Annotated in this window: 18 protein-coding genes; 2 read left to right on the top strand and 16 right to left on the bottom strand. The window is 58.8% G+C overall.

Annotated elements, in window-relative coordinates:
- The 5 genes from H3T88_RS00720 to rmuC form a co-directional block, all read right to left on the bottom strand.
- Window positions 1-969 (bottom strand): hypothetical protein, encoded by a 969-nt coding sequence (locus tag H3T88_RS00720; protein ID WP_198203220.1) that lies wholly within the window; start codon window positions 967-969, stop codon window positions 1-3.
- Window positions 966-1,892: an ATP-binding cassette domain-containing protein gene (locus H3T88_RS00715; protein WP_198203219.1), complete on the bottom strand. Its 927-nt coding sequence runs from the start codon at window positions 1,890-1,892 to the stop codon at window positions 966-968. Before H3T88_RS00715 ends, H3T88_RS00720 begins: the two co-directional genes overlap by 4 nt.
- On the bottom strand, window positions 1,889-2,614 hold the full coding sequence (locus tag H3T88_RS00710; RefSeq protein ID WP_198203218.1) for a TrmH family RNA methyltransferase: 726 nt from the start codon (window positions 2,612-2,614) through the stop codon (window positions 1,889-1,891). Before H3T88_RS00710 ends, H3T88_RS00715 begins: the two co-directional genes overlap by 4 nt.
- Window positions 2,611-3,207, bottom strand: a complete 597-nt coding sequence (locus H3T88_RS00705) for an orotate phosphoribosyltransferase (protein WP_232347045.1) — start codon at window positions 3,205-3,207, stop codon at window positions 2,611-2,613. Before H3T88_RS00705 ends, H3T88_RS00710 begins: the two co-directional genes overlap by 4 nt.
- Window positions 3,208-3,325: 118 nt before the next feature.
- Window positions 3,326-4,678 carry a DNA recombination protein RmuC gene (gene rmuC, locus H3T88_RS00700; RefSeq protein WP_198203217.1) on the bottom strand — a complete coding sequence of 451 codons (1,353 nt, stop codon included), beginning with the start codon at window positions 4,676-4,678 and terminating at the stop codon, window positions 3,326-3,328.
- A 176-nt stretch (window positions 4,679-4,854) separates the two neighbouring features.
- Between rmuC and H3T88_RS00695 the strand changes: the two genes are divergently transcribed.
- On the top strand, window positions 4,855-6,930 hold the full coding sequence (locus H3T88_RS00695) for a P-type ATPase (RefSeq protein ID WP_198203216.1): 2,076 nt from the start codon (window positions 4,855-4,857) through the stop codon (window positions 6,928-6,930).
- A 74-nt stretch (window positions 6,931-7,004) separates the two neighbouring features.
- Here the strand turns inward: H3T88_RS00695 and clpB are convergent, their stop codons facing one another.
- From clpB to H3T88_RS00640, 11 genes are all read right to left on the bottom strand, one after another.
- Entirely contained in the window at window positions 7,005-9,776 is a 2,772-nt protein-coding gene (clpB, locus tag H3T88_RS00690; protein ID WP_198203215.1) for an ATP-dependent chaperone ClpB, read from the bottom strand.
- A 160-nt stretch (window positions 9,777-9,936) separates the two neighbouring features.
- A complete protein-coding gene (locus tag H3T88_RS00685; protein WP_015022523.1) occupies window positions 9,937-10,752 on the bottom strand; it encodes a fumarylacetoacetate hydrolase family protein in 816 nt (271 codons plus the stop codon).
- A gap of 66 nt (window positions 10,753-10,818) precedes the next feature.
- Window positions 10,819-11,631, bottom strand: a complete 813-nt coding sequence (locus H3T88_RS00680) for a YggS family pyridoxal phosphate-dependent enzyme (RefSeq protein ID WP_015022524.1) — start codon at window positions 11,629-11,631, stop codon at window positions 10,819-10,821.
- Between the two features lie 132 nt (window positions 11,632-11,763).
- The gene (gluQRS, locus tag H3T88_RS00675) at window positions 11,764-12,765 is read right to left on the bottom strand and encodes a tRNA glutamyl-Q(34) synthetase GluQRS (protein WP_198203515.1); all 1,002 of its coding nucleotides are present in this window, start codon (window positions 12,763-12,765) and stop codon (window positions 11,764-11,766) included.
- A gap of 94 nt (window positions 12,766-12,859) precedes the next feature.
- Complete coding sequence (locus H3T88_RS00670) at window positions 12,860-13,957, bottom strand: LacI family DNA-binding transcriptional regulator (RefSeq protein ID WP_198203214.1); 1,098 nt, start codon at window positions 13,955-13,957, stop codon at window positions 12,860-12,862.
- Window positions 13,905-14,525, bottom strand: coding sequence for a 2'-5' RNA ligase family protein (locus tag H3T88_RS00665; RefSeq protein WP_198203213.1), 621 nt, complete (start codon window positions 14,523-14,525; stop codon window positions 13,905-13,907). The genes H3T88_RS00670 and H3T88_RS00665 overlap by 53 nt, the downstream gene beginning before the upstream one ends.
- Window positions 14,522-15,727 carry an ABC transporter ATP-binding protein gene (locus tag H3T88_RS00660; RefSeq protein WP_198203212.1) on the bottom strand — a complete coding sequence of 402 codons (1,206 nt, stop codon included), beginning with the start codon at window positions 15,725-15,727 and terminating at the stop codon, window positions 14,522-14,524. The genes H3T88_RS00665 and H3T88_RS00660 overlap by 4 nt, the downstream gene beginning before the upstream one ends.
- Entirely contained in the window at window positions 15,724-17,412 is a 1,689-nt protein-coding gene (locus H3T88_RS00655) for an ABC transporter permease (protein WP_198203514.1), read from the bottom strand. The genes H3T88_RS00660 and H3T88_RS00655 overlap by 4 nt, the downstream gene beginning before the upstream one ends.
- Window positions 17,412-18,461: an extracellular solute-binding protein gene (locus H3T88_RS00650; RefSeq protein WP_198203211.1), complete on the bottom strand. Its 1,050-nt coding sequence runs from the start codon at window positions 18,459-18,461 to the stop codon at window positions 17,412-17,414. The genes H3T88_RS00655 and H3T88_RS00650 overlap by 1 nt, the downstream gene beginning before the upstream one ends.
- 432 nt (window positions 18,462-18,893) lie before the next feature.
- On the bottom strand, window positions 18,894-20,240 hold the full coding sequence (locus H3T88_RS00645; RefSeq protein ID WP_198203210.1) for a metal-dependent hydrolase family protein: 1,347 nt from the start codon (window positions 20,238-20,240) through the stop codon (window positions 18,894-18,896).
- 165 nt (window positions 20,241-20,405) lie between these two features.
- A complete protein-coding gene (locus tag H3T88_RS00640) occupies window positions 20,406-21,140 on the bottom strand; it encodes an MIP/aquaporin family protein (RefSeq protein ID WP_198203209.1) in 735 nt (244 codons plus the stop codon).
- 571 nt (window positions 21,141-21,711) lie between these two features.
- On the opposite strand from H3T88_RS00640, the gene H3T88_RS00635 reads away from it, so the two are divergent.
- Window positions 21,712-21,942, top strand: coding sequence for a replication initiation protein (locus tag H3T88_RS00635; protein WP_332461004.1), 231 nt, complete (start codon window positions 21,712-21,714; stop codon window positions 21,940-21,942).
- The last annotated feature ends 324 nt before the right edge of the window (window positions 21,943-22,266 follow it).

The following is a 22,266-nucleotide window of genomic DNA, read 5'->3' as shown; positions in this document are numbered from 1 at the left end:
TCAACCGATGTCCGCGCGCCGGAAGACCAGGGTTCCCAAAGCACAGGATAGAGCCGTCCAGACCATCATAATGAGGCCCGCCTGCCACCATGTCGGCCACCATCCGATGCCTGTCCCTGTCACCCGGCCCATGCCCGAGAGGAAGGTGCCCAGCAGGCTGGCTGGGGTCAGCCTGAAGGGGAGCCGCAGCCAGCCGACAGGAAGGCTCAAACCCCGCAGGAGGCCCAGAATCAGTGGCAGGATCAAGGTCAGCCCCAGGAACAGGCCGATTCCGCCGACTTTGGATCGGCTCAAGGCACCCAGACCCAGGCCCATCAAAGCAAAGAGGACCAGCATGAGCGGTCCGCCCAGCAGATCGACAAGAGCGAGCCCGGGCTTGGAGGCGGACAAGGCACCAGATCTGCCTGACAGAAGCAGGGTTGCCAGGATCCAGCTGAGCAGCAGGCCCGCTTGTGCCGCTAACCAAGTCAGCAAGGCCAAGGCAAAGCCCTTGGCCATCAGAACCATGCCCCGACGAGGATTGGCCGTCAGCGTGCTCTCAATGGTGGCGCCGGAAAACTCACGCGTAAGGACCAGAACCCCCAGAATGCCCGCCACAAACATGCCCGGAAACAGGCCGAAAACGACTGCCGACCAGAAAAGGTCGCTGGAGGCAGGCAATAGGTGGGCCAGGAGGTGATCGGTCTGCCGATCCAGGCCAGCCATCAGACCGGTGCTCAACGGCTGTAGGAACATGACAATCAGGAGCAGAACCCGGGTCGATCGCAGGGAGAACATCTTGCGCAGCTCCCCTCGAACCGCCCCTGAAAGGGTCAACTGACCGGAGGGCCGACGCAAATCCAGGAGGGACAGCCGCGAGGTCCGACGCAGCCGGGTAAAGGCGGAGCCATGCCGTGGGGTTGCTTTATCAGGTCCCGTGGGTACCTCTCGTCGGCTCCGGCGGACTTGGCGACCGTTGTCGGCACTCATGGCCGCGCATCCCCTCTGCCATGGATGACATCCTTGTAGGCCTGTTCCAGGGAAACCTCCTCCTGCTGAAACTCATAGAGCACCACACCCTCCTGGGCCAGAATCGAGGCTGTGGAAGCCAGGGGCGCACCCTGGATGCGGAAGCGGGCGGCATCCGGCGGACAGCTCTCGTCTGGCGGCAGACGGGTGATGCTGATTCCGGCCGCCGTGGCCAGGGCGGCCTTTAATTGGTCGGGCTGCGGCGTCACCGCATAGAGAGAGTCACTGGAGTGCTCACCAATGAACCGGGCCACCGTCGTTCTCTCCAGGATCCGTCCCTTGGCGATGATGACCAGATCATCGGCGATTCGAGCCATCTCGTCTATCTTACGGGAGCTTAGGAGGACTGCCCTGCCCCGTGAGGCAAGACCGCGCCAGATGTCCCTCACCCGCTCGGCTCCCTCTGGGTCCAGCCCATCAAGGGGCTCATCCAGAACCAGGTTGTGTGGGTCACCCAGAAGGGCTGCGGCCAGGGCCAGTCGCTGACTCATTCCCAGAGAGAAGGAACCCGCCGGCCTGTCGGCGACCGATTGCAGGCCAACCATCTCCACCACCCGGTCCACCCGGTGGTGATCAATGCCATTGACCGCAGCCAGTGCCATCAGGTGTTCCCTGGCCTTGCAGGCGGGATGGGCGTTGCGTGGATTCAGTACCGCTCCCGCTGTCCGCATGGGCGATGAGAGCCGGACGAAGGGCTGGCCATCGAACAGGACCTTGCCCGAATCAGGACGAACCAGCCCCAGTGCAATGCGCAGTGTGGTCGACTTGCCGGCGCCTTTAGGCCCCACAAACCCGGTCACCCGACCGTCCCTGGCCGTGAATGAGACACGGTTCAGTGCCTTGCGGGAGCCAAAGCGCTTGGTCAGCGAGTCGGCGACAATCATGGCAGGGTCCCCTGCTCTGACTGACCCGCCACCCCGGCATGCTGGCAGACCCAGGAGTGCATGGCCACGGCAGCCGCGGCACCGGCGTTGATGGAGCGGACCGATCCGAACTGGGAGATGTAGACCACATCGTCCGCCAGCTCCAAGGCCTTCTCAGACAGGCCAGGCCCCTCGGCACCGAACATGAGCAGGCAGTGACGAGGAAAACGGTAGGTCTCCATTGGGACGGCCCCGGACACGTTGTCGATGGCGATCATACGGGGCATGGATTCCCCCAGCCCAGCTGTCTCTTCTCGCAGGTTGGCCGTCATGGTTGCTATGTCGGGGTCGTGAACCACGTGCTGGTAAAGCTCGGTCATCAACGAGCCCTTACGGTTCCATTTGTGGGGACCGACTATGTGGACGCGGCGTGCGGCAAAGGCGTTGGCTGTACGGACCATGGATCCGATATTGAAATCGTGGGTCCAGTTCTCCACAGCCACCTCGAAATCATGACGGCCCCGGCGATCCAGGTCGTCCCGAATGGCCTCGACCTTCCAGTAACGGTACCGATCCAGGACATTGCGGCGATCCCCCTGCTCCAGCAGTTCAGAGTCATAGCGCGGATCCGTCGGCCTGGGCAGCTCAGGATGCTCTTCCTGCCAGGGTCCGACCCCCACCTCACGGAAGACCGGCTCATCCGAGGCCATGGCCGCTCGGGTCACTGGATCAGGCTCCCTCATGATCGCTCCGGGGAATCGTCGGTCGTGCCGACGAACTGATCCTCCTGGTAGGCGCAGATGAAAGGCAGCCTTTGCCGGGATCCGTCCACCGGATCCACCACCTGAATGCTGCCGTCCGTCCGACCACCCACCAGCGAAGCGATGGCCAGCGTCTTCGCGCCCTGACGCTGAATGATCCCGCAGTCAAGATTGAGCTCGTTATTCTTGCCCAAGGTAACCAAGGACGAGGTCTGCACGTAGGATTTCCGGCCCAGCCAGGCATCCAGCAGGATGACCCTCCTGCCTTCGATGGACGGGCCCTTGATGGAGGGGTAGACGAAGTCCATGACGAAAGCATCCAGATCCTGCCCTCGCGAAGCTGCGGCATGGAGCATGGCATCAGCCAGTGGCACGGCAGCGGTGGTCAGGGCCCCGACCGCATCGAAGTCGTCGACTGAATAGCCTGCATCCTCCAGGGTGTCCAGAAGAACATGACCGGCAAGTTCGGCCCCGCGGTGGTGGAAGGTGACCCCGCTCAGCTCGGTGAAGGGACGCCCGCCGATCTCCCGGGCCAGGAGTTCACGCAGCTGATCGACCGGTTCAGGCAGGTCCATGTCGGATCTGCGCCCGACGAGATCTGGTGATCCAGTGGGTCTGAATGATGAACCCTCTTGTCTCTTCGTTGCCTCGTTCATGCTTATCAGACTAGCGCCGGAGGCCCCTAAGCGGCACTCACTGCCCTTGGTCGGGCAAAACTTCCGGCGCGGTCAGCTCCCTGATATTGCCCTTGTCTGAATCGATCATGTCGACCGAATCGATGACCTTGGAGGGGTCCATCTGCTGCAGCTTGCGGGCGGTAACCAGAACGCGCGACTCCAAAGAGGAGGCGAACTTGTTGTAGGCGGTCACCGTGGCAGTGATGGAACGGCCCAGTTTGTTGGCCCGATCACCCAGGACCACAAAGCGGTCATAGAGCTCATGGGCCAACGTAAAGAGGGTTCGGGCGTCTTCAGACAGGTTCTGCTGCTGCCAGGCGTAGGCCACCGACTTGAGCACAGCCCAAAGGGTCACCGGCGAGGTCAGAGCCACCTTTTGGGCAAAAGCATCGTCCATCAGGGTGGGGTCCACCTCCAGTGCGGCCTGTAGAAGGGAGTCGTTGGGTATGAAGGCCACCACGAAGTCCGGGGCTGTTTCGAAGGCGTTCCAGTACTCCTTGTCGGCCAGGGCCTTGACGTGCTCTCGCAGGGCCCGGGCATGCGCCTTGAGCAGTTCGTCCCGGCGGCGCAGCTCATCATCCGAAGCGGTGTCGGGAATCTCGCAGGCCCGCTGGTAGTCGGAATAAGGGGCCTTGGCATCGATGGGAATGGTCTTGCCGCCTGGCAGGTGGACCACCATATCGGGGCGCAGGACGCGGCCATCCGAGGCGGTGACCACAACCTGGGTGTCAAAGTCCACATGCTCCAAGAGACCAGCGGACTCGACGATGTTCCTGAGCTGAGCCTCGCCCCAGGCGCCGCGCACCTTGTTGTTGCGCAGGGCCGAAGCCAGAGAGCTGGTTTCCTTGTCCAGCCTCCCCTGCTGCTCGCCCAGACTCTTCAGCTGCTGTCCAAGGGAGCCCATCTCCTGCTTGCGGCCCTCTTCGATCTGGGCCACCTTGTGTTGGAGGGCGTCCAAATTCTTCTGCACGGGGGCCAGGGCCGAGAGCACCTTGCTCTCCTCCTCCATGCTCTGAGCCTGCCTACGTCTCTTCTCCTCTTCCTGAGCCTGTGCACGGCGGCGCTCCTGCTCGATTCTGATCTGCTCGGCCTGCTGAGCCTGGGCCAGCTGGGACTTGACAAAGGAGAGCTCGCGGTTCAGACCATCCACCTTGGTCCGCGCCTCCACCAGAGCCGCATCGGAGCCGTGAAGCCGTTCCTGAGCCTGGTCCAGCTGCGAGCGCAGCTCATCCACCTGGCTGTCAGACCCCGTGCCGACGGCCCTCCGACCCCGGGCGCGACCCAGCACATACCCGGCCAGTCCTCCCAAGAAAATACCAATCAGCAGGAGAAGCACCACCATGACCACCGATGACGTAGAATCGAACATATGTTCTAGTAAACTTCCAGTACTGGACCCGAAAGCCAAGTCGACACGGTGAACAGTCGGCGATAATTCGAGAATTCGTTTTTTCCGCAAGGAATCGGCCTTAAGTCCGGTGTCGGGCCGCAGTGACGGGCAGAATAGGAAATATTGAGGGGTTGGAGCAAGACCGAAGGAGATCCGTGGGTATCGATATCTTCCTGGCGATAGCCGATCTGGTCGTGGCCTGTGCGGTCACCTGGCTGATCATCTGGTACTTCCTTATGCCGTCGGCTCATGTCAGCGACCAGAATGCAGCCGTAGACTCCACGGCCAACCGTCCTTGGCGTGATCCCGAGGATTGGGGCAAATGGGGGGCCGATCTGGACTCTCGCAGCCACCGCCTGCTCAGGCCGACCATCGTAAGCGCCCTGCTGACCGCGCCTGTTCTGGTTCTGGATCTGTTCGATCGTTTCGGCCCCGATCTGATTCCCTCCTGGCTGACCAGCCCCTGGGTCCAGGCTATTCTGATAACCCCGGTCATCTTCTACTGCGGCCGCGGAATACTCATGGACGGGTGGAAGGCCATGACCCAGCACCGCTGCAGCCCCGATCTCCTGGCCATGCTGGCCACAAGCCTGGCCTACCTGTACAGCCTGGCCACCTGTCTGGCCGGATCCCTGCTGCCGGAGGGCTCCCGATCCCCATACTTCGATCTGATAGGCGTAGTCATCACCCTCCTCTTGCTGGCCCGGGTCATCGGGACCAGAATGGAAGCATCCTTAGTGGCCTCCTTGAACCATCTGACGGAGATACGGCCAGCTTCAGGGCTGGTGGCCGATTCCGAGCATCCGCAGACAGTCCCCGCCCAGATCCTTGCACGTGACCGGATTCACCCAGGCGATCTACTCCTGGTGCGCACGGGAGAGCGCCCGGCCGCCGATGGTGTTGTAGAGTCAGGATCGGCCCTGGTGGACGACAGCGAGCTGACCGGCGGCGACCGACCCCGGCCATGTGGACCCGGCGACCGGATCCTGGCCTCCAGCAAGATTCTGGAAGGTCGACTGTCCATCCGCGTGGATGCCGCCGGCGACAACACCTATGCAGACAGGCTCGTCAAGATCATCCCCCAGGCCCTGGTCGAACGCTCCCCCGACATGCGCAGGATGGATCGGATCGTCCACACAGCCATCGCCCTGATCATGATTGTGGCCATCTGGACATTCATGGTCTGGCTCATGCTGGGTCCGCAGCCCCACCTGGCCCATGCTGTAGGCAATGCCGTCTGTGTACTGACCATCGCCTGTCCTGCCGTCGCAGCCATGACCATCCCCATGGCCTTCCGAACCAGTCTGGAGACCGGCCTGGCCCACGGTCTGCTCTTCACCTCGCCACGAGCCATGAACCACCTGGGCCGGGTGCGCACGCTGATTCTGGACGACTCCTCTCTGCTGGATCCTGACGATTCAGAGGGCCAAGGTGTCCACACGGAATCCCTGACCCGGACCGCCACCCATCTACGCTCCCTGCGAGTAAGCAGCCTGATCCTGGATGGGAGCCGCCAGCCGGACGACAGGATTGAACGGGCCGCCCGTCAGGCGGGCGTAGATATGCTGATCACCCGGTTGACCCCCGAGCGCAAGCGCGAGTGCATGGATCGGCTCAATCACGACCTGACCCGGACCAGCAGGGGCGTTTCAGCGGATCGAACCGGTCAAGACACCGAATCCGCCGGGAGGCAGGGCCGAACCAGCCTGGTGGCTCTGGCGGCTGGGACCACAGCGGATCCCAAACTGATGACCAAGGCTCAGGTAGGTATCACTTTGGGTCCAAAACTCCAGACCGACACGGACGATGCCTCGGACGACATCGACCTGCCGCAGCCGGACCTGATCCTGCACCAGGGCGACCTGGACGGGACCAGCAGGGCCATAGAACTGAGCCGAGCCACCACCCGGGTCATCAGGCAGAACCTGACCTGGTCCACTGTCTACAACATCATCGCCCTGGTGATTGCCACCGGAATCTGCCAACCCTTCTTAGGCTGGATGCTCAACCCCATGATTGCAGCGGTAACAGGGGCCCTATCCACTATCCTGGCCATGATCAACGTTCGCCGTCTGCATCGGCTGCGGCACCTGCGCCGTCGCTGGCTGCACCTGGCCCTGATCGACACGGACCAGCTTCCGACAGTCGCGGCGCGTCGCCCCCAGGTCATCGTTGACAGCCAGTGGGAGTCCATACAAGAGGGCAGGGATCCAGCGGCCGCTATGGATTGAATCCACAGAGCACAATACATGATACAAAAAGGGCCGGCACCCGGAAATTATCCGGGTACCGGCCCTAATCGATCTCAGCGAGACTGGGACTGACCCTGATCGTCGCCCCGTGCGGCATGACGGCCACGACCACCATCACGTCCGCCATCGCCGGCATCGCCATCGGCCGTCACATCGTCGACCGTGACCGAGTCGTCGACCAGATTCTCGGTGGGCCAAGCGGTCAGCTCCAGATGGTCGCCGCCGGTCTGGTCCACCAGGACCGTGTCGCCGTCGTGGACCTTGCCAGCCAGCAGCATCCTGGCCAGCTGATCACCGACCTCGGTCTGCACCAGCCTACGTAGAGGTCGGGCGCCGAAGGCCGGGTCATAGCCCATGTTGGCCAGCCACTCCCGAGCGGAGTCGGTGACATCCAGGGTGATGCGCCGGTCGGTCAGCCGCTGGGCCACCTGCTTGACCTGGATGTCCACAATGGAGCCCAGCTCGTCGCGGGTCAGCGGATGGAAAATGACCAGATCGTCCAGCCGGTTAATGAACTCGGGCTTGAAGTTGGCCTGTACAGCATCCATGACGGCCTTGCGCTTGCCTTCCTCGTCCAGGTCGTCCCGGACCAGGAACTGCGAGCCCAGGTTGGAGGTCATGATCAGGATGGTGTTCTTGAAGTCCACCGTCCTGCCCTGGCCATCGGTCAGCCTTCCGTCGTCCAGAACCTGCAGGAGCAGATCGAAGACTTCAGGGTTGGCCTTCTCCACCTCGTCGAAGAGGACCACCGAGTAGGGCCGCCTACGCACGGCTTCGGTCAGCTGGCCACCCTCTTCGTAGCCCACGTAGCCTGGAGCAGCGCCGATCAGGCGAGAGACCGAGGCCTTCTCCATATACTCCGACATATCGATGCGGACCATGGCCTTCTCGTCGTCGAAGAGGAAGTCAGCCAGGGCCTTGGCCAGCTCAGTCTTGCCAACGCCGGTGGGACCCAGGAACATGAAGGATCCAGTGGGCCTGTCAGGGTCGGCGATGCCGGCACGCGAGCGTCGGACAGCGTCGGAGACTGCATGGATGGCCTCCTGCTGGCCGACCACCCGCTTGCCCAGGTAGTCCTCCATATGCAGGAGCTTCTCGTTCTCGCCTTCCATGAGCCGTCCCACAGGAATACCGGTCCAGTCGGAGACGATCTCCGCCACGGAATCCGCATCAACATGGTCAGGAACCATGGGCTCCTGGGCCGGACCTCCGGCAATGTCGGCTCCATCGGGACCAGCGTCATTGGAGGTGTTCTTGGCCTGCTCGGCCGCGTTCTCCGCCTGGGCCAGCTGCTTGCGAATGCCGGGAATCTCCCCGTAGAGGATGCGGGAGGCCTTCTCCAGATCCCCCTCACGGGTGGCCTTGTCAGCCTCGACCCGCTTGGCATCCAGCTGGGCACGCAGGTCGCCGACCTTGTTGTGGCCGGCCTTCTCGTTCTCCCAACGGGCCTTGAGACCACCCAACTTCTCGCGGGAGTCCGCCAGCTCGGCCTGCAGCTTACTCAGACGGTCCTTGGAGGCCGGATCATCGGCCTTCTTCAGCTGCATCTCCTCCATCTCCAGACGGGTGACGCGACGTTGAAGCTCGTCGATTTCCTCCGGCTGTGAGTCCAACTCCATCCGCAGGTGGGCAGCGGCCTCGTCAACCAGGTCGATGGCCTTGTCGGGCAACTGACGACCTGAGATGTACCTGTTGGACAGGGTGGCCGCAGCCACCAGGGCATCATCCCCGATGGTCACCTTGTGGTGGGCCTCGTAACGCTGCTTGAGGCCACGCAGGATGGCCACGGTGTCCTCCACGGAGGGCTCGCCCACGAAGACCTGCTGGAAGCGGCGCTCCAGAGCCGGGTCCTTCTCGATGTTCTCCCTGTACTCGTCCAAGGTAGTGGCGCCAATCAGGCGAAGTTCACCCCTGGCCAGCATGGGCTTGAGCATGTTGCCCGCATCCATGGATCCCTCGGCTGCACCAGCACCGACGATGGTATGGATCTCGTCGATGAAGGTGATGATCTGACCGTTGGCGCTCTTTATCTCGTTGAGGACAGACTTGAGTCGTTCCTCGAATTCACCGCGGTACTTGCTGCCGGCCACCATGGAGCTCAGGTCCAGTGAGATCAGCCTCTTGCCCTGTAGCGTGGTGGGCACATCCCCCGCTACGATACGCTCGGCCAGACCCTCGACCACGGCGGTCTTGCCCACACCGGGCTCGCCGATGAGGACAGGGTTGTTCTTGGTCCGCCGGGACAGAATCTGCATGACACGACGAATCTCCTGGTCCCTGCCGATGACCGGGTCCAGCTTGCCCTCCTTGGCCTGGGCGGTCAGATCGGTGGAGTACTTCTCCAGGGCCTTGTAGGTGCCTTCGGCATCCGGGCTGGTCACCTTGGCGCCACCGCGCACCTGGGGCACGGCCTTGCGCAGGGTATCGGCCTGCAGACCGTTCCGATTCAGAATATCGGCAGCTTGCGAGGGACCCTGGGCTATGGCGATGAGCAGATGCTCGGTGGACACGTATTCGTCCCCCATGGCCTGCATTTCCTTCTCGGCCTGGGCCAGGGCCATGCTGAGCTGACGGCTGGCATCAGGCTGCGAGGCCGTGGATCCGCTGGCTGACGGAAGAGCCACCAAGGCCTGACGGACCTCTGCACCCACTCGTTGGCTGTCACCGCCTGCGGCCTGAATCAGTCCAGGTACCACGCCGGACTGCTGACGCAGCAGAGAGTCCAACAGATGGAGCACATCCACCTGGGGGTTTCCGGCCGCCGAGGCCGACTGGATAGCATCGCCGATGGCCTGCTGAGCCATGGTGGTGAAGTTTTCGTTCATAGAGCATCCTCCAACATTCTTCGGCGGGGCCAGCCGAATTACTCAATCAGACCCCGTCACGGGTTCATCTGTCTTCTACAACAGCGGAAGGAGGACACCTATTCCCAAACTTGAGCCCATTCGACTCAAGTTTTTACCTTATTTGTTTTCCTGCTACTTGCTACTCATCGATGACCACATTGCGCAGGTAGCCGATTCCCTCTATCTGGACCGTAGCCTCGTCCCGGTTTTTCAAGGAACCTGTGGCGTGCGGGGTACCGGTCATGATGACATCGCCGGGCAACAGGGTGGCGAAGCTGGAAATGAAGGCAATCTGTTCGGGAATGGAGTGGATCAGGTTGGCGGTGGTGCCACTGGCCTCGGGCACCTCTTCCCCGTTGAGCTTGAAGGATATCTTCGCATCCCGATAATCCAGGTCGGTTTCGATCCAAGGCCCGAGGGGGCAGGCGGTGTCAAAACCCTTGCAACGGGTCCACATAGGATCGTTCTTCTGCAGATCGCGCAGGGTCACATCGTTGACGCAGGTGTAACCCAGCACATAATCCATGGCCTCGTTGACGCTCACCTTCCGCGCCATCCTGCCTATGACGACGGCAACCTCGGGCTCGTAGTTCATGTCCTTGCTATAAGAGGGCTTGACGATGGGGTCGTCAGGACCAATGACCGAGGTGGAAGGCTTCATGAAGAGCATGAGCTTCTCCGGTGGCTCAGGATTCGAGGACTGGCCATGTTCGGCCATGTAGGCGGCGTGAGCGCGGTAGTTCTTGGCTGCTCCGTAGATCTTGGAGGGGATGACCGGGGCCAGCAGCCGCACATCCTCGTCGTCCAGAGGGTAGCGCTTGCCGGTGGGTTCGACCTGCTGACCGGTCAGGGGGTAGCCGCTTAGCTCTACCAGGTAGTCCTTGCCGTCCTGCTTGTCAGTTTGGACGAAAGCATATCGTGGGGTGTCCTTGTAGGAAAAACGCGCGATTCTCATAGGGCACAGTCTAGCCCCAGGCGGGGCCTCTTGACAGGATCGGGTTCCGAAACAGACAGTGTCTGCTCAGATAAAAGCCCGCGGGCCGAAGATGGCTGTGCCTACACGGACCTCGGTCGATCCCTCAGCCACCGCATACTCCATGTCTCCGGTCATTCCCATGGACAGCATGGTGCAGGTGTCAGTGCCCGGCTGCCCAGAATCCCTGATGCGGTCGCGCAGGCCGCGCAAATGGGCGAATCCGCTCCTGATGACGGCCTCGTCGTCCACGTGTGCACCGACGGTCATCAGGCCCTTAAGCCGGATTCCCTCCATAGCGGCCAGCTCATAGGCCAGATCCAGAGCCTGGTCGGGGGCACATCCCGACTTGGCCTGCTCGCCAGACTCGTTGACCTCCAGAAGTATGCCCACGGTTCTGCCCGCAGCCAGTGCCCGCGTGGCCAGCTTTCGGGCCAGCGAGGGCCCATCGACCGACTCGACCGTATCGACATATGGCAGGATCTTATTGATCTTGTTGGATTGGAGCTGCCCAATAAGATGGAAGCCCAGGCTGGATGAGTCATTGTCTGTCGCATCAACACCAAGGGCCAACCCCCTGTCCCGACAGAGTTCCAGCAATCCCTGGGCTTTGGCGGTCACCTCCTGTGGACGGTTCTCGCCAATCCGACGCACCCCGGCATCAATGGCTGCCATGATCTCGCCCACATCGCGTGTCTTGGTGGCCGCCAGCAGAGTCACCGAACCCTCTTTTCGACCGGCGGAGTCCTCCGCCTTGGCGATCCTTTCAGCCACTCGCTTGACCCCATCCGCGATCTGCACGGCCCGTTCACTGCTAATCCGCCGATTGCCCAGATCCTTGTGGTCCATATAGGCGACCATGACCCGCTACCTCCTTAAAAAACCGGAAGCTTTGACTGAGGCCATGGTAGCCAGTGGCTCATACCGGCCAGCCCGCAAGCCCGGGACAAAGCAGATGCCGGAAAGGAGGAACGGAACTCAGGATTGGAGAGCTTACAGACTCGGCTTTACATCAGAAACGTTCACCTCGCTCAGGTTTAGCTGTCGGTCCTTGCGGTCAGCGGCCAGGGTGTTCCACGTGAAACCATCCAGCAGTTCGTGCGCGCTTGCAGGTCTAGGACGGTCCAAAAGCCCCATCAGCCAGCCACAAATCCCCAACACCTGCCTGGGTGACCAGCCGTCCCTTCTGAGTGACCCCAGGTCCGGCGATCCGAAGCGCTTAGACATCCTCCTGCCGTCCACGCCGTCAATCAGCGGCAGGTGCGCGTACTGAACACCAGGAGCCTGCGGCTGAAGATGATTCCGGATCCACATCTGAATGGCCGTGGACCTCAGCAGGTCCCGTCCTCGCACTATCTGATTGACGCCCATGGCCAGGTCATCCACCGTCACCGCCAACTGGTAGGAAACCAAGCCGTCCGAACGTCTGACGACCACATCACCGACCTGCCTGGGCAAGTTGAAGGACTGCGGGCCAAAAATCAGATCGTGGAAGCGACAGATGGCATCCGACTCGTCGGGCTGATCAGGGACTGCAATCCGGAGGCTGTGCCTCTGCGCCCGAGCCAGCCTTTCGCTGACCATCCGAGGGGAAAGTCCTCGGCAGGTGCCCGGATAAACGATGAACCCGTCGCCTTCATTCGGTGCCGATGCCGCGCGGATGTCGGCGCGGGAGCAGAAGCAGGGATAGATCAGGGGCTGCCCGCCAACCAATTGCTGCGATTCCAACAACATCAATGCCTGGCTGTAGGCATCGGAGCGCTGGGACTGGTAGACCACCTCGCCATCCCAATCCAATCCCAGCCAGACCAGGTCATCCATGATCCAACGATCAGCGTCCTTGACCACCCTCGGCGTATCTATGTCTTCGATGCGAAGCCGCAGGACCCCGCCAGACCCTTGCGACCTGACACCCAGCCAGGCCGCCAGACATGCATAGACATTACCCAGATGCATCCGTCCAGTCGGCGAAGGTGCCAACCTTCCTACGACCATGGCTTTGTCGATCTGGTCCGTTCTCGGTTCTCCCTTGTGCATACCGACATACTTACATAACATCCGGTCATCGGGGAACCATCAGATAGATCGGCTATTGCTCGCTCCTTACGGGACCTAGCGTCCTTCCAACAACAAATTTGCCGTCAACCAACACCTGATGAGGTTGTCCAGAATCGTTGTCCAGAAGATCCTTCATCAGGGATACCGCAGCCCGAGCCAGCTCGCCAACCGGCTGCTCCATGGTCGTCAGCCCCAATAGCGGGGATCGGTACGTGCCTACTCCATCAAATCCTGTGACCGATACATACCCGGGGCAACTGACCCCAATTGCATCAAGATGCTCCAGGATGGAGAGCGCAATGGAATCATTACCGGCCATAATGGCAGTAACACCGGAATCAATGGCCTTGTCCACCTCTGCACCAATTACATCTTCGACATGCGAAGGCAGGGAAAGAATCGTGGCTTGCGCGCCAGCAACCACCAATCCTGTCAAGAAATTAGCCGTCCTGGCATGCAGGGCCGAAGCGAGAACATCGGCCGAAGCCGTCACGGCCACCTTTTTATGGCCCTGCTCCACAACACGCCTGGCAAGACTCCCCTCGCACCTGGGATCTATACGAACGGAGCTAAAAGATGGCATGTCATAACCAGTAGCCAGTACGACAGTAGGCACGAATTTTGCAGCATAATCCGCTGTCTGCGAGGAGATACGGCCGGAAGCAATGATGATGCCTCCCACGCCATGTCCAAGAAGGTTGCGCACAGCGGCCAATTGACTCTCCAGACTGTCCTCACTCAGCGCCAGAAGCAAGCTAAGACCAGTGTCGTCAGTCTCGTACTGCACGCAGGAAGCCAGGCCGCCATAGAATTCATTGCCCACATCACGAATCAGCAGACCAATGGCATCACACTTGGAAGAGGCCAAGGAGGCGGCACCCAAATTGCGAACATACCCCAGCCGATCCGCGGTTTCCAATACCAGCTTTCTAGCCGTATCACTGACTTTCGGATGGCCGCTTAGAGCCCGCGACACCGTGGATGGCGACACCTTGGCCACACGGGCTATATCCGCCATACTCACACGGTGCTGATGCTCCACTGCGCTCCCCCTGCTTTTCGCCCTTATTTCATAATCATATGCCCAATGGCCAGCAATGAAGCCGTTCAAAGCGGAAGACGCCTTCATCTAGATACTGCTTCACAGCCACTAAATATATAGTATTAACCTGCCAAGTATGGGGCTCGCAATTACGTTCCAGCTTCTGCGCCAACTGTGCATCCTGACCAGTCGAGGTATCTTTCCGACAGTAGGCGAAGGTGTAATGAGGACCGAACGGTTCATCGGTCAATGCACTCTCGAGTCCAGCGGAACATAAGGCACCTCGTATAGCAGCAACGGCCTTCTGCCATTGTGCGACAGGCTCCCCCAGAGCTTCAACTGCCGTATCCCTGATACAGGGTCGGGCGAAATGGATGACAAAGGGGTCAATATTGGAGCTGGCTCTTCCCAAAGATTCGAGCATACGCTCCCAAGCGACTTGATCTAGGTCTTCACGATACAGATCCAAACGTTGCATGGTCATATGTATGAAGCGAGGGGGCTGCAGGGACAGACCAGGCCACTGGCCGATCCGTGCATCCTCCTGGCTCAGCCTGGATAGCACGGGATCGGTCTCATCCGGTAACGCATAAAGATGCAATGCCCCGGACAAATTGCGCCACTTGGTATCAGGCCGATCGAAAAACCGCTTCATTGCTTCTGACCACTCCTTTGGTCAGCTACAGCCCACAGTGCGCGTGTTTCAACAACACAGGGGAGCTTGGTCCCGGCGGAGACCGGTATATCAGCACCAGGCGCGCTACCCGTCAACTCACCAGCCTGGGTCTTGACCTGATAATGAACCACCTCACCGTCGAAAGCCGAAGATACGACAGCCCCAGGTATCTTTACGCCATCTCCCTCGGACTGCGCACCTACCAGCAAATTCTCAGCCCTGATTATGACCTCGACTTGGTCACCAGGAGCGAATCCTGGGACGCCGCTAACTTCCATGGTCCCTAAATCCGTATCTAACCTATAGCAAGCGGCCGGAGGCAGACCCTGAGCGACGTTCCCATCATCAACCTGACCAGTATCCAGAACCTCCTGAACAATACCGGGAATGAAGTTGCCGGTCCCCAGGAATGAGGCAACGAATCTGTTGGCAGGCCTATGGTAAATCCCCCAAGGAGTGCCCACCTGTTCGACTTTTCCGGCGCTCATGACAACAATCACATCTGACATGGTCAATGCCTCGGATTGATCGTGGGTGACAAAGATGGCTGTTAAGCCAAGACGACGCTGAAGATCGCGGATTTCCGCGCGCATCTTGACCCTAAGCTTGGCATCCAGATTGGAGAGGGGCTCGTCGAAGAGAATGATCTTAGGCTCCATGACCAGTGCTCTAGCCAGAGCCACACGTTGTTGCTGTCCCCCCGAGAGCTGATCGGGATAGCGCTCAGCGTAGTGCTTGATGCCCATCATGTCGAGCACTCCGTCGACCTTGACTCGACGAGCTTGTTTGTCCATCCGCTTCAGTTTCAGCCCGAACTCCACATTGCCACGAACGGTCAAATGAGGGAAAAGCGCATATGACTGGAAGACCATGGACATGGGCCGTTTGTCAGCGCTTATATCCAGGATGCTTTTACCGTCTAGAAGTATGTCGCCCTCGGTGGGCTGTTCGAATCCAGCGATCATACGCAGCGTTGTGGTCTTGCCGCAGCCAGAAGGGCCCAAAAGAGTGACAAAAGTCCCTGGATCAATCGTCAAATCCGTGTGATCAACTGCCCGGAAACCTCCCTTTTTCGACGCATACACCTTTGAAATGCCTTTGAGCACCAAGGTTCCGACCTTGTTATTGCTTTCGGACAGTTGCGCGCTGCCTTTCCGAATAGTTTTTTCTGAACTTGTCATGATACAGACCTCGTTGAATGGTTGAGTTGACGAAGAGCAATATTGGCTATACCCAGTACGACCAGCACCAGGACGATCAACAGACTGGAATAGGCGAATGCATTGCCGAATCGCCCTGCATCCACTTCATCGAGAATCTGAGAGGTCATGACCTTGGTTTCAGGGGTCGTTATGAAGATGATCGCCGTTATAGTCGTCATGGACTTGGTAATGCCGTAGGTTATGGCCGTGACCAAGGCTGAACTCATCAGAGGAAGCGTGACCTTGCGGACTACGGTGAGCGGGCTGGCCCCGAGCGAGGTGGCCGCTTCCTCCACTTGTGGATTGATCTGCTGCAGAGCCGAGATGAATGCCTGCTGTCCCGTAGGATCACCACGAGCAACGAAGACCATAATAATGGCGATAGCTCCACCCCCGACTGCGAGCCCTCCAGCCAATGGCGGCAGTATCTCATAGTCAAACAGGACTGTGCTCTGGGAATAGGCCAAAGCAAATCCCAGACCCAAAACGGTTCCAGGAATGGCAACACCCAGCATTCCCCACAAATCAAGCAAACGTCCGAACCTGGGCAGATGGCGAACCACCAACCAGCCAATAGCAAGGGCCAACAAGGCAGCCAGAGGCGCCGCGATAAGCGTCAGGATCAGAGTTGTTCCGATGGCATCAGCACCCAAAGAATGAACGAAGGTGAAATGATCCCAGGTGAACGTATTATCCACTCCCAGTATCTTGACGAAGCCTCCGACCAGAAGAGTCAGATACACCATGGCTACCAGGAGTATCCACAAGAAGTTGAACAACAACATGGGTGTCAGCACGGTCTTGGATCTGACCGGCTTCAATGAGCCGGCCGGCTTGCCTGTTACAGTCACGACTGACTTCTTGTTGGCCCAGTACTTCTGTATGAAGAATACCGTCAAAGCCGGCACAAGGAGCACCAAAGCAACACCGGCTGCACCTGCCACGTCGCCGGACCCTGCGACTGCGAAGTAGATCTGGCTAGCCAACACCCGATAATCGCCACCGATGACAAGAGGATTGGCCAGGTCAGCGATACCCTCCACGAACAGGACCAAGAATGACGACAACATCGAAGGGAGGACCATGGGTATGGTGACCTTGAACAAGGTTTGGAACTCTGAAGCACCCAGGCTTGATGCTGCCTCGAAGGTGGCAGGATCCAGATTCTCAAACATGCCTTTGATGTTCAGATAGGCAACCGGGGTAAAAGTCATGGTGAGGACCATGACGAGTCCGGGTAGGCCATAGATATTCACTTCCAAGCCAAAAAGTCCGTTAGTCACCATACCCCGCTTGCCGAAAAGTGTGATGATGGCTGTGGCTGCAGCAAAAGGAGGTGAGATTGTGGGGAGCAAGGTCAACCAGTGCAATACTTTTTTGCCTGGTATCTTGACGAAAGTCTGAACATAGGCACAGACAAAGCCCAGAAAAGTCCCACAGACACCAACCAAAAGTCCCAGAACGATACTATGCACGAAGGTTTCGCCATGATTGGCAAAGGCTCCAACCATGGCAGCACGCCCGGTGACCCCGAAGGCAGCCGTTAGCAATCTGATGACCGGAATGCCCAAAATCAGAATCAGAACAACCAGGACGCAGGCAAGGATGACCCAGACAGAGACACTCTCCCGAGGTCGCTTGTCTCGTCTATTCATCACTTTCATCACTTGGCGTCCTTGGAGGATGCAACTTCACTCTCGAAGGACTTGATAAAGGCATCACGGGCATCTGCTGCTTTGCGGACGTCCCAATTCACCTTGTTGACAGTGTCCTGCTTGAGCACATCCTTGCTGATCTTCGCCTTGGGGTTCGTGGGGGCCGCAAAAGAAGGCACACCTGCGTAGAGGTTCTGCGCATCGGTCGACATCAGCCAGTCAGCAAAGGTATGGGCGCTGGCCTTGTTCCGCGCATTCTTCAAAACGGAGAGGGCACCGACCTCATAACCAGTTCCTTCGGCAGGATATGTGGTCTTAAGATCCGAGTACCCCGCCTTGATGGCTTTCTGGCAGTCGGAATCAAGAGCGATCGCCACTGTCACTTCCCCACGACCGGCCTGCTCGGTTCCTGTGGCTGCGGACTTGGAATACTGCATCACATTGCCGTTAAGCTTCTTGAAGTAGTCAACGGCTGCCTGCCGATCCCCGCCGTGCAGAAGGGCCTGAGTGTACATAGCCATATAACCCACGCCTGCAGTAGCCGGATGAGGCATGGCCACACTGCTTTTCAGATTATCGGTCAACAGATCATTCCAAGAGGTAGGAGCCTTTGTGCCTTTCTTTTTGAGTTCGGAAGTATTGGAACAAAAGGCGATTGAATCAGTATAGAAACCAGTCCATGCTCCTTTGGCATCTTTGTATTCGGCAGCGAGGGTGGTGGTGTTTTTCGGCACATAGTGCTCGATCCAACCCTTGTCGTCGGCCAACAGGTGATTTTCAGCCTGACCGCCCGCCCAGACATCGAACTCACCAGGATTCGTTGCCAACCTGGCCAGTACTTCACCAGCACCCAAGCGCACATACGTGGTCTTTATACCGCTTGACTTGGCAAATGCCTTGGTGATTGCCTGGCAGAAATCCTCCTGCTGGGAACATGCGATAGATACGTTCCCACTCGCTTTTGAGCTGTCGACTTTACCGCAAGCCGACATGGTTGTAAGTGTTAATACTGAAAGAACTGCTGCAATTGCAGTAGTTCCCTTTTGTCTGCTACTCATCATTGAGTCCTCCATCCGGATTTTATAGCAACGCGCTTTATAGTGGTTGCGATTGCATTATCACCATACGAAGAAATAAGCATAATGTCAAGAATTGAGCATCTCATGATAGATGAATGCGCATTCATATTATGCACATCGGTGCATAGTCTGTTGCCAAAGGTTGAATCTCTCAAAACAATGAGCCGCGAAAACAGCAGGGTTGATTGGCGATGACAATAAAAGCACCCGCTCAGTTACCGCTCAACTGACCAGGCTAATACGCACAACAAACGCCAAAGGCAGTCCATCCTGAAAATCCAACTTCTCGATAGGAAGGCTGGCTAATGCAAAGAAAAGTTGCACCCCGATCAGGCCAGCTAAGATACAGGCATAGCTGATCAGGGTGTGATCATCAAATCCCTATGGTGCTATCCACGGGGCCCCGGAGGATCAGAAGCTATCGAGCAGGCGATCAATCTCCTCGAAATGCTTGACCTCGGGCCGCCAGACCGGCTTGCCGCGGACGATGACCAGCTTGGGATCAGACAGGGTCCGCACATTCTTGGCAGGGTCCTCGTCAAGGACGATCAGATCCGCATCCTTGCCCGTGTCGACCGAACCAGTGACATTGTCGAAGCCCAGGTTTCGGGCATTGACCTGTGTGGCGGCGTGGAAGGCCTGAGCCGGGGTGAAGTCAGCGTACCGCACCAGATAGTCGAGTTCCCGCCAAGTGCCGTACTGGGGCACAAAGGTCATGCCGGTGTCGGTGCCGACGCCGACGGCAATACCGTTCTCATGAGCCTGCTTGGCGCTCTTGACCATGCCGTCGACTACCAGCTCGGAATTGCCACGGACTATGTCGTTGATTCCCAGCTCCTGCTGGCTGATCTTGACCAGCGGCAATCCGGCGGACAGGGTGGGGTCCAGGACAGAGAAACCACGAAGCGAGCGCGGATTGTCGAGGAAGAGCCCGATCATCTCGTCATCCAGAGCACTGCCATGCTCGATGGTGTCCACGCCCGCCTTGAGAGCGGCCTTGACCCCTTCGGGGCTCTGGGCGTGTGCTGCGACCAGCACACCAAACTCGTGGGCCTCATCGCAGACAGCGGCCATTTCCTCCTCGGTCATCTGTGGGCTGCCGGCCTCGCCTAGCTTGGTGGCATCGGTCACACCGCCGGTCGCAGCCACCTTGATGGCATTGACACCATGATCCAGGTTCTCCCTGGTCCGACGTCTGGCCTCTTCGGGAGAGGAGCAGGACAGGGCGATGAAGGGATCGCCATGCCCCCCGGGAATCGCCAGGAGGGGACCGGCAGCCAGCATGCGCGGGCCGGTCAGCTCGTCGGCATCAATCTTGTCACGCAGGCGAACCGCCTCATAGCCCACATCGCCCAGGGTACGAATGGTCGTTACTCCCGAGTTCAGCAGCGTGGAGACATTGCCCTTGATCCTGGCATCCATCAGGACTTTGCCGGCGGGGCTGTGCACCACCTTCAAACCGGCATCGACCACACGCGGTGACAAATCCGTACCGCCAGACAAGGGCTTGCCATCGGCGAAGAGATGGGTATGGGCATTGATGAGTCCAGGGGCCACAAACTTGCCCGTAGCGTTGATCCGGTGATATCCGGAAGGCACGTAAGCCAGCGAAGTCGGGCAGACCTGCTCTATCCGACCGTCCGCGGACACCAGAACAGACATATCCTTCTGGACCGTGCCTTTTTCATCACCGGTCGCGATACTGGCATGCTCGAGTACAAACGGCTCGCGCTCTTTCCTACCTTGAAGACGCCCCATGGTCGTACCTGCCTTCCCATCTCCGATGCACTCATTGCGAGGAATCGGGCATATATGGTCAATCATATCCATGGCAGGACGAACCATTCAAGCGTGGCAACGCGATAGATAAGGTTTTGAGCCTCCAAGATGGGATCCGGGACCTTGTTCTCACCGAGCAGCCGATCAGGCAGCGAAAAGACTCTTGAAAATCACAGCTCCGACGATGGCACCAATAATGGGGGCCACCACCGGTATCCAAGCCTCGTTCCAGCGTGAGTCCCCCTTATTGGGCACGGGCAGAATCCAGTGCAGGAAGCGCGGTACCAGGTCACGTGCGGGGTTCAGGCCAGGGCCGGTGGGACCGCCCAGAGAGGTGACCAGCCCCCAAACAATCAAGCCGACAACTATGGAGGCGGCAGCCAACCCCTTAGACCCCCACGGACCTTGTAGGCAGCAAAGGGCTCCGAGGACCAGCACCAGCGTGCCGAAGAACTCATTGATAAAATAATTGACCGGTGATCCCGAGGCATCGGTAGTGCAGAAGGTGCCCAGAATCGGTGCCGGCTCCTTGGTCATGCGGTAGTGCGGGAAATAGCAGGCATAGATGACCAGCTGGCCCAGAGCTGCTCCAATCAACTGCGCAAGAATATACGGCAGAACCTGGCTCCAGGGGAAGATGCCGATGACGGCCTGTCCCAGAGTCATGGCCGGGTTGATGTGGGCCCCGGACACACCACCGAACATGAGCACAGGAAACATGACTCCGAAGCCATAACCCATGGCGATGGTGAGCCAGCCGGAATGATGACCCTTGGTGCCCTCCAGATCCACATCGGCGACCGCGCCGTTGCCGAAGATCATCAATATGGCAGTGCCGACACATTCAGCGGCCAGCTTGGTCATGAGCGAATATTCCATTCGGCCCTTCACCCCTCTCTCGATGCCGTCTTGGAGCCCCTTCCTCCCAACCGGTCATACAAGGGCCAAGGCACGGGCATCATTCAATAGAAACAGGTGATGGCACTAGGCCGAGAAGCGCTCATGATCTCCATTGATTCAAGTGATTCGTTGAAATCCGATATCGCGCCAGCCCCAACCGCGTGTCACCATCAACACGACCGCACTTAAACCGGCATAAATATTCTATGCCAGCCACTGCTGATTTTGACGCATTGAGAACCATGCACGACCATCAGTGTCCCGGGTGGATTTCATACTCTCGGCAAATCATCGAAGCAGCTCACGCCCATTTACGCATGTGCCCGCTTAACTGGCGGGCACAGGGCTCACATAATCTTCTACTGGTTCGGAATGACCGGTTGCTGTTTTTGCAGGCATCCATGCCAAGTATGCGCGCGGAAAGCTGCACTAAGGATGATCGTTGTCCGAGTAAAGCAAGAGACAGAAGACTTGAGAAACCCGTCCGTTGATTGGCGGTCAACCAGCCTTATGCGTTTCTGTTCAACGAGTTGGCCGAGTTCACCGGACTGTGTTCCAGCTACGCCAAGAGCGCTACAGGGGGCTGAAGCAATTCAGAAAGACCGGCGTGTGGAAAGCCGGCCTTGAGGACTTCCGCCGACTGCTCGAAGCGCTGAAGTCATACAGGTCTAGCGAATTGGACAGATACGTGCTTAAGCCGATCGAGTCCGAGCTTGGGCCGCTGCTTGGCCTGAAGGTGCATCGCAAGTACCTGACCGGTTGGTTCAACGCAAGGAGATAGTCGCACGCTGTCTTCTCCCTAGGTGGCCGATGCCATCGGGCAGCGGCTCGTTTCTCCATAAGTGACAATCATTGAATTTTAACTAATTCGAAATTATTATCGGATTCAAATTAGTAGGTTCATATTGCCTGCTACGTAGTTTTCAACAACATGAGTGTAGATCCCACGACGTTGTGAAGTCTCATAGGGGAAGGGGCGACCATGAAGAGGTCCTCAAAGTAACTACTATTAAAAGGGAATTGGCATGGGTTGGATCGTCATCATCGGAACCCTCCTAGGTAGCTTGCTGGGCTATCTGTGTGTGTGTGGGGGGGGGCATAGGGA

This window comes from Bifidobacterium sp. W8110 (genome assembly GCF_016101375.1).
GTDB lineage: Bacteria > Actinomycetota > Actinomycetes > Actinomycetales > Bifidobacteriaceae > Bombiscardovia > Bombiscardovia asteroides.
Note: the sequence above shows the minus strand (reverse complement) of the source record. Positions and strands in the feature narration are given on the sequence as shown.

Coding starts and splice junctions, on each gene's coding strand:
- H3T88_RS00720 (WP_198203220.1), bottom strand. CDS start 969: ATGAGTGCCGACAACGGTCGCCAAGTCCGCCGGAGCCGACGAGAGGTA.
- H3T88_RS00715 (WP_198203219.1), bottom strand. CDS start 1,892: ATGATTGTCGCCGACTCGCTGACCAAGCGCTTTGGCTCCCGCAAGGCA.
- H3T88_RS00710 (WP_198203218.1), bottom strand. CDS start 2,614: ATGAGGGAGCCTGATCCAGTGACCCGAGCGGCCATGGCCTCGGATGAG.
- H3T88_RS00705 (WP_232347045.1), bottom strand. CDS start 3,207: ATGGACCTGCCTGAACCGGTCGATCAGCTGCGTGAACTCCTGGCCCGG.
- rmuC (WP_198203217.1), bottom strand. CDS start 4,678: ATGTTCGATTCTACGTCATCGGTGGTCATGGTGGTGCTTCTCCTGCTG.
- clpB (WP_198203215.1), bottom strand. CDS start 9,776: ATGAACGAAAACTTCACCACCATGGCTCAGCAGGCCATCGGCGATGCT.
- H3T88_RS00685 (WP_015022523.1), bottom strand. CDS start 10,752: ATGAGAATCGCGCGTTTTTCCTACAAGGACACCCCACGATATGCTTTC.
- H3T88_RS00680 (WP_015022524.1), bottom strand. CDS start 11,631: ATGGTCGCCTATATGGACCACAAGGATCTGGGCAATCGGCGGATTAGC.
- gluQRS (WP_198203515.1), bottom strand. CDS start 12,765: ATGGTCGTAGGAAGGTTGGCACCTTCGCCGACTGGACGGATGCATCTG.
- H3T88_RS00670 (WP_198203214.1), bottom strand. CDS start 13,957: ATGAAGGCGTCTTCCGCTTTGAACGGCTTCATTGCTGGCCATTGGGCA.
- H3T88_RS00665 (WP_198203213.1), bottom strand. CDS start 14,525: ATGAAGCGGTTTTTCGATCGGCCTGATACCAAGTGGCGCAATTTGTCC.
- H3T88_RS00660 (WP_198203212.1), bottom strand. CDS start 15,727: ATGACAAGTTCAGAAAAAACTATTCGGAAAGGCAGCGCGCAACTGTCC.
- H3T88_RS00655 (WP_198203514.1), bottom strand. CDS start 17,412: ATGAAAGTGATGAATAGACGAGACAAGCGACCTCGGGAGAGTGTCTCT.
- H3T88_RS00650 (WP_198203211.1), bottom strand. CDS start 18,461: ATGAGTAGCAGACAAAAGGGAACTACTGCAATTGCAGCAGTTCTTTCA.
- H3T88_RS00645 (WP_198203210.1), bottom strand. CDS start 20,240: ATGGGGCGTCTTCAAGGTAGGAAAGAGCGCGAGCCGTTTGTACTCGAG.
- H3T88_RS00640 (WP_198203209.1), bottom strand. CDS start 21,140: ATGGAATATTCGCTCATGACCAAGCTGGCCGCTGAATGTGTCGGCACT.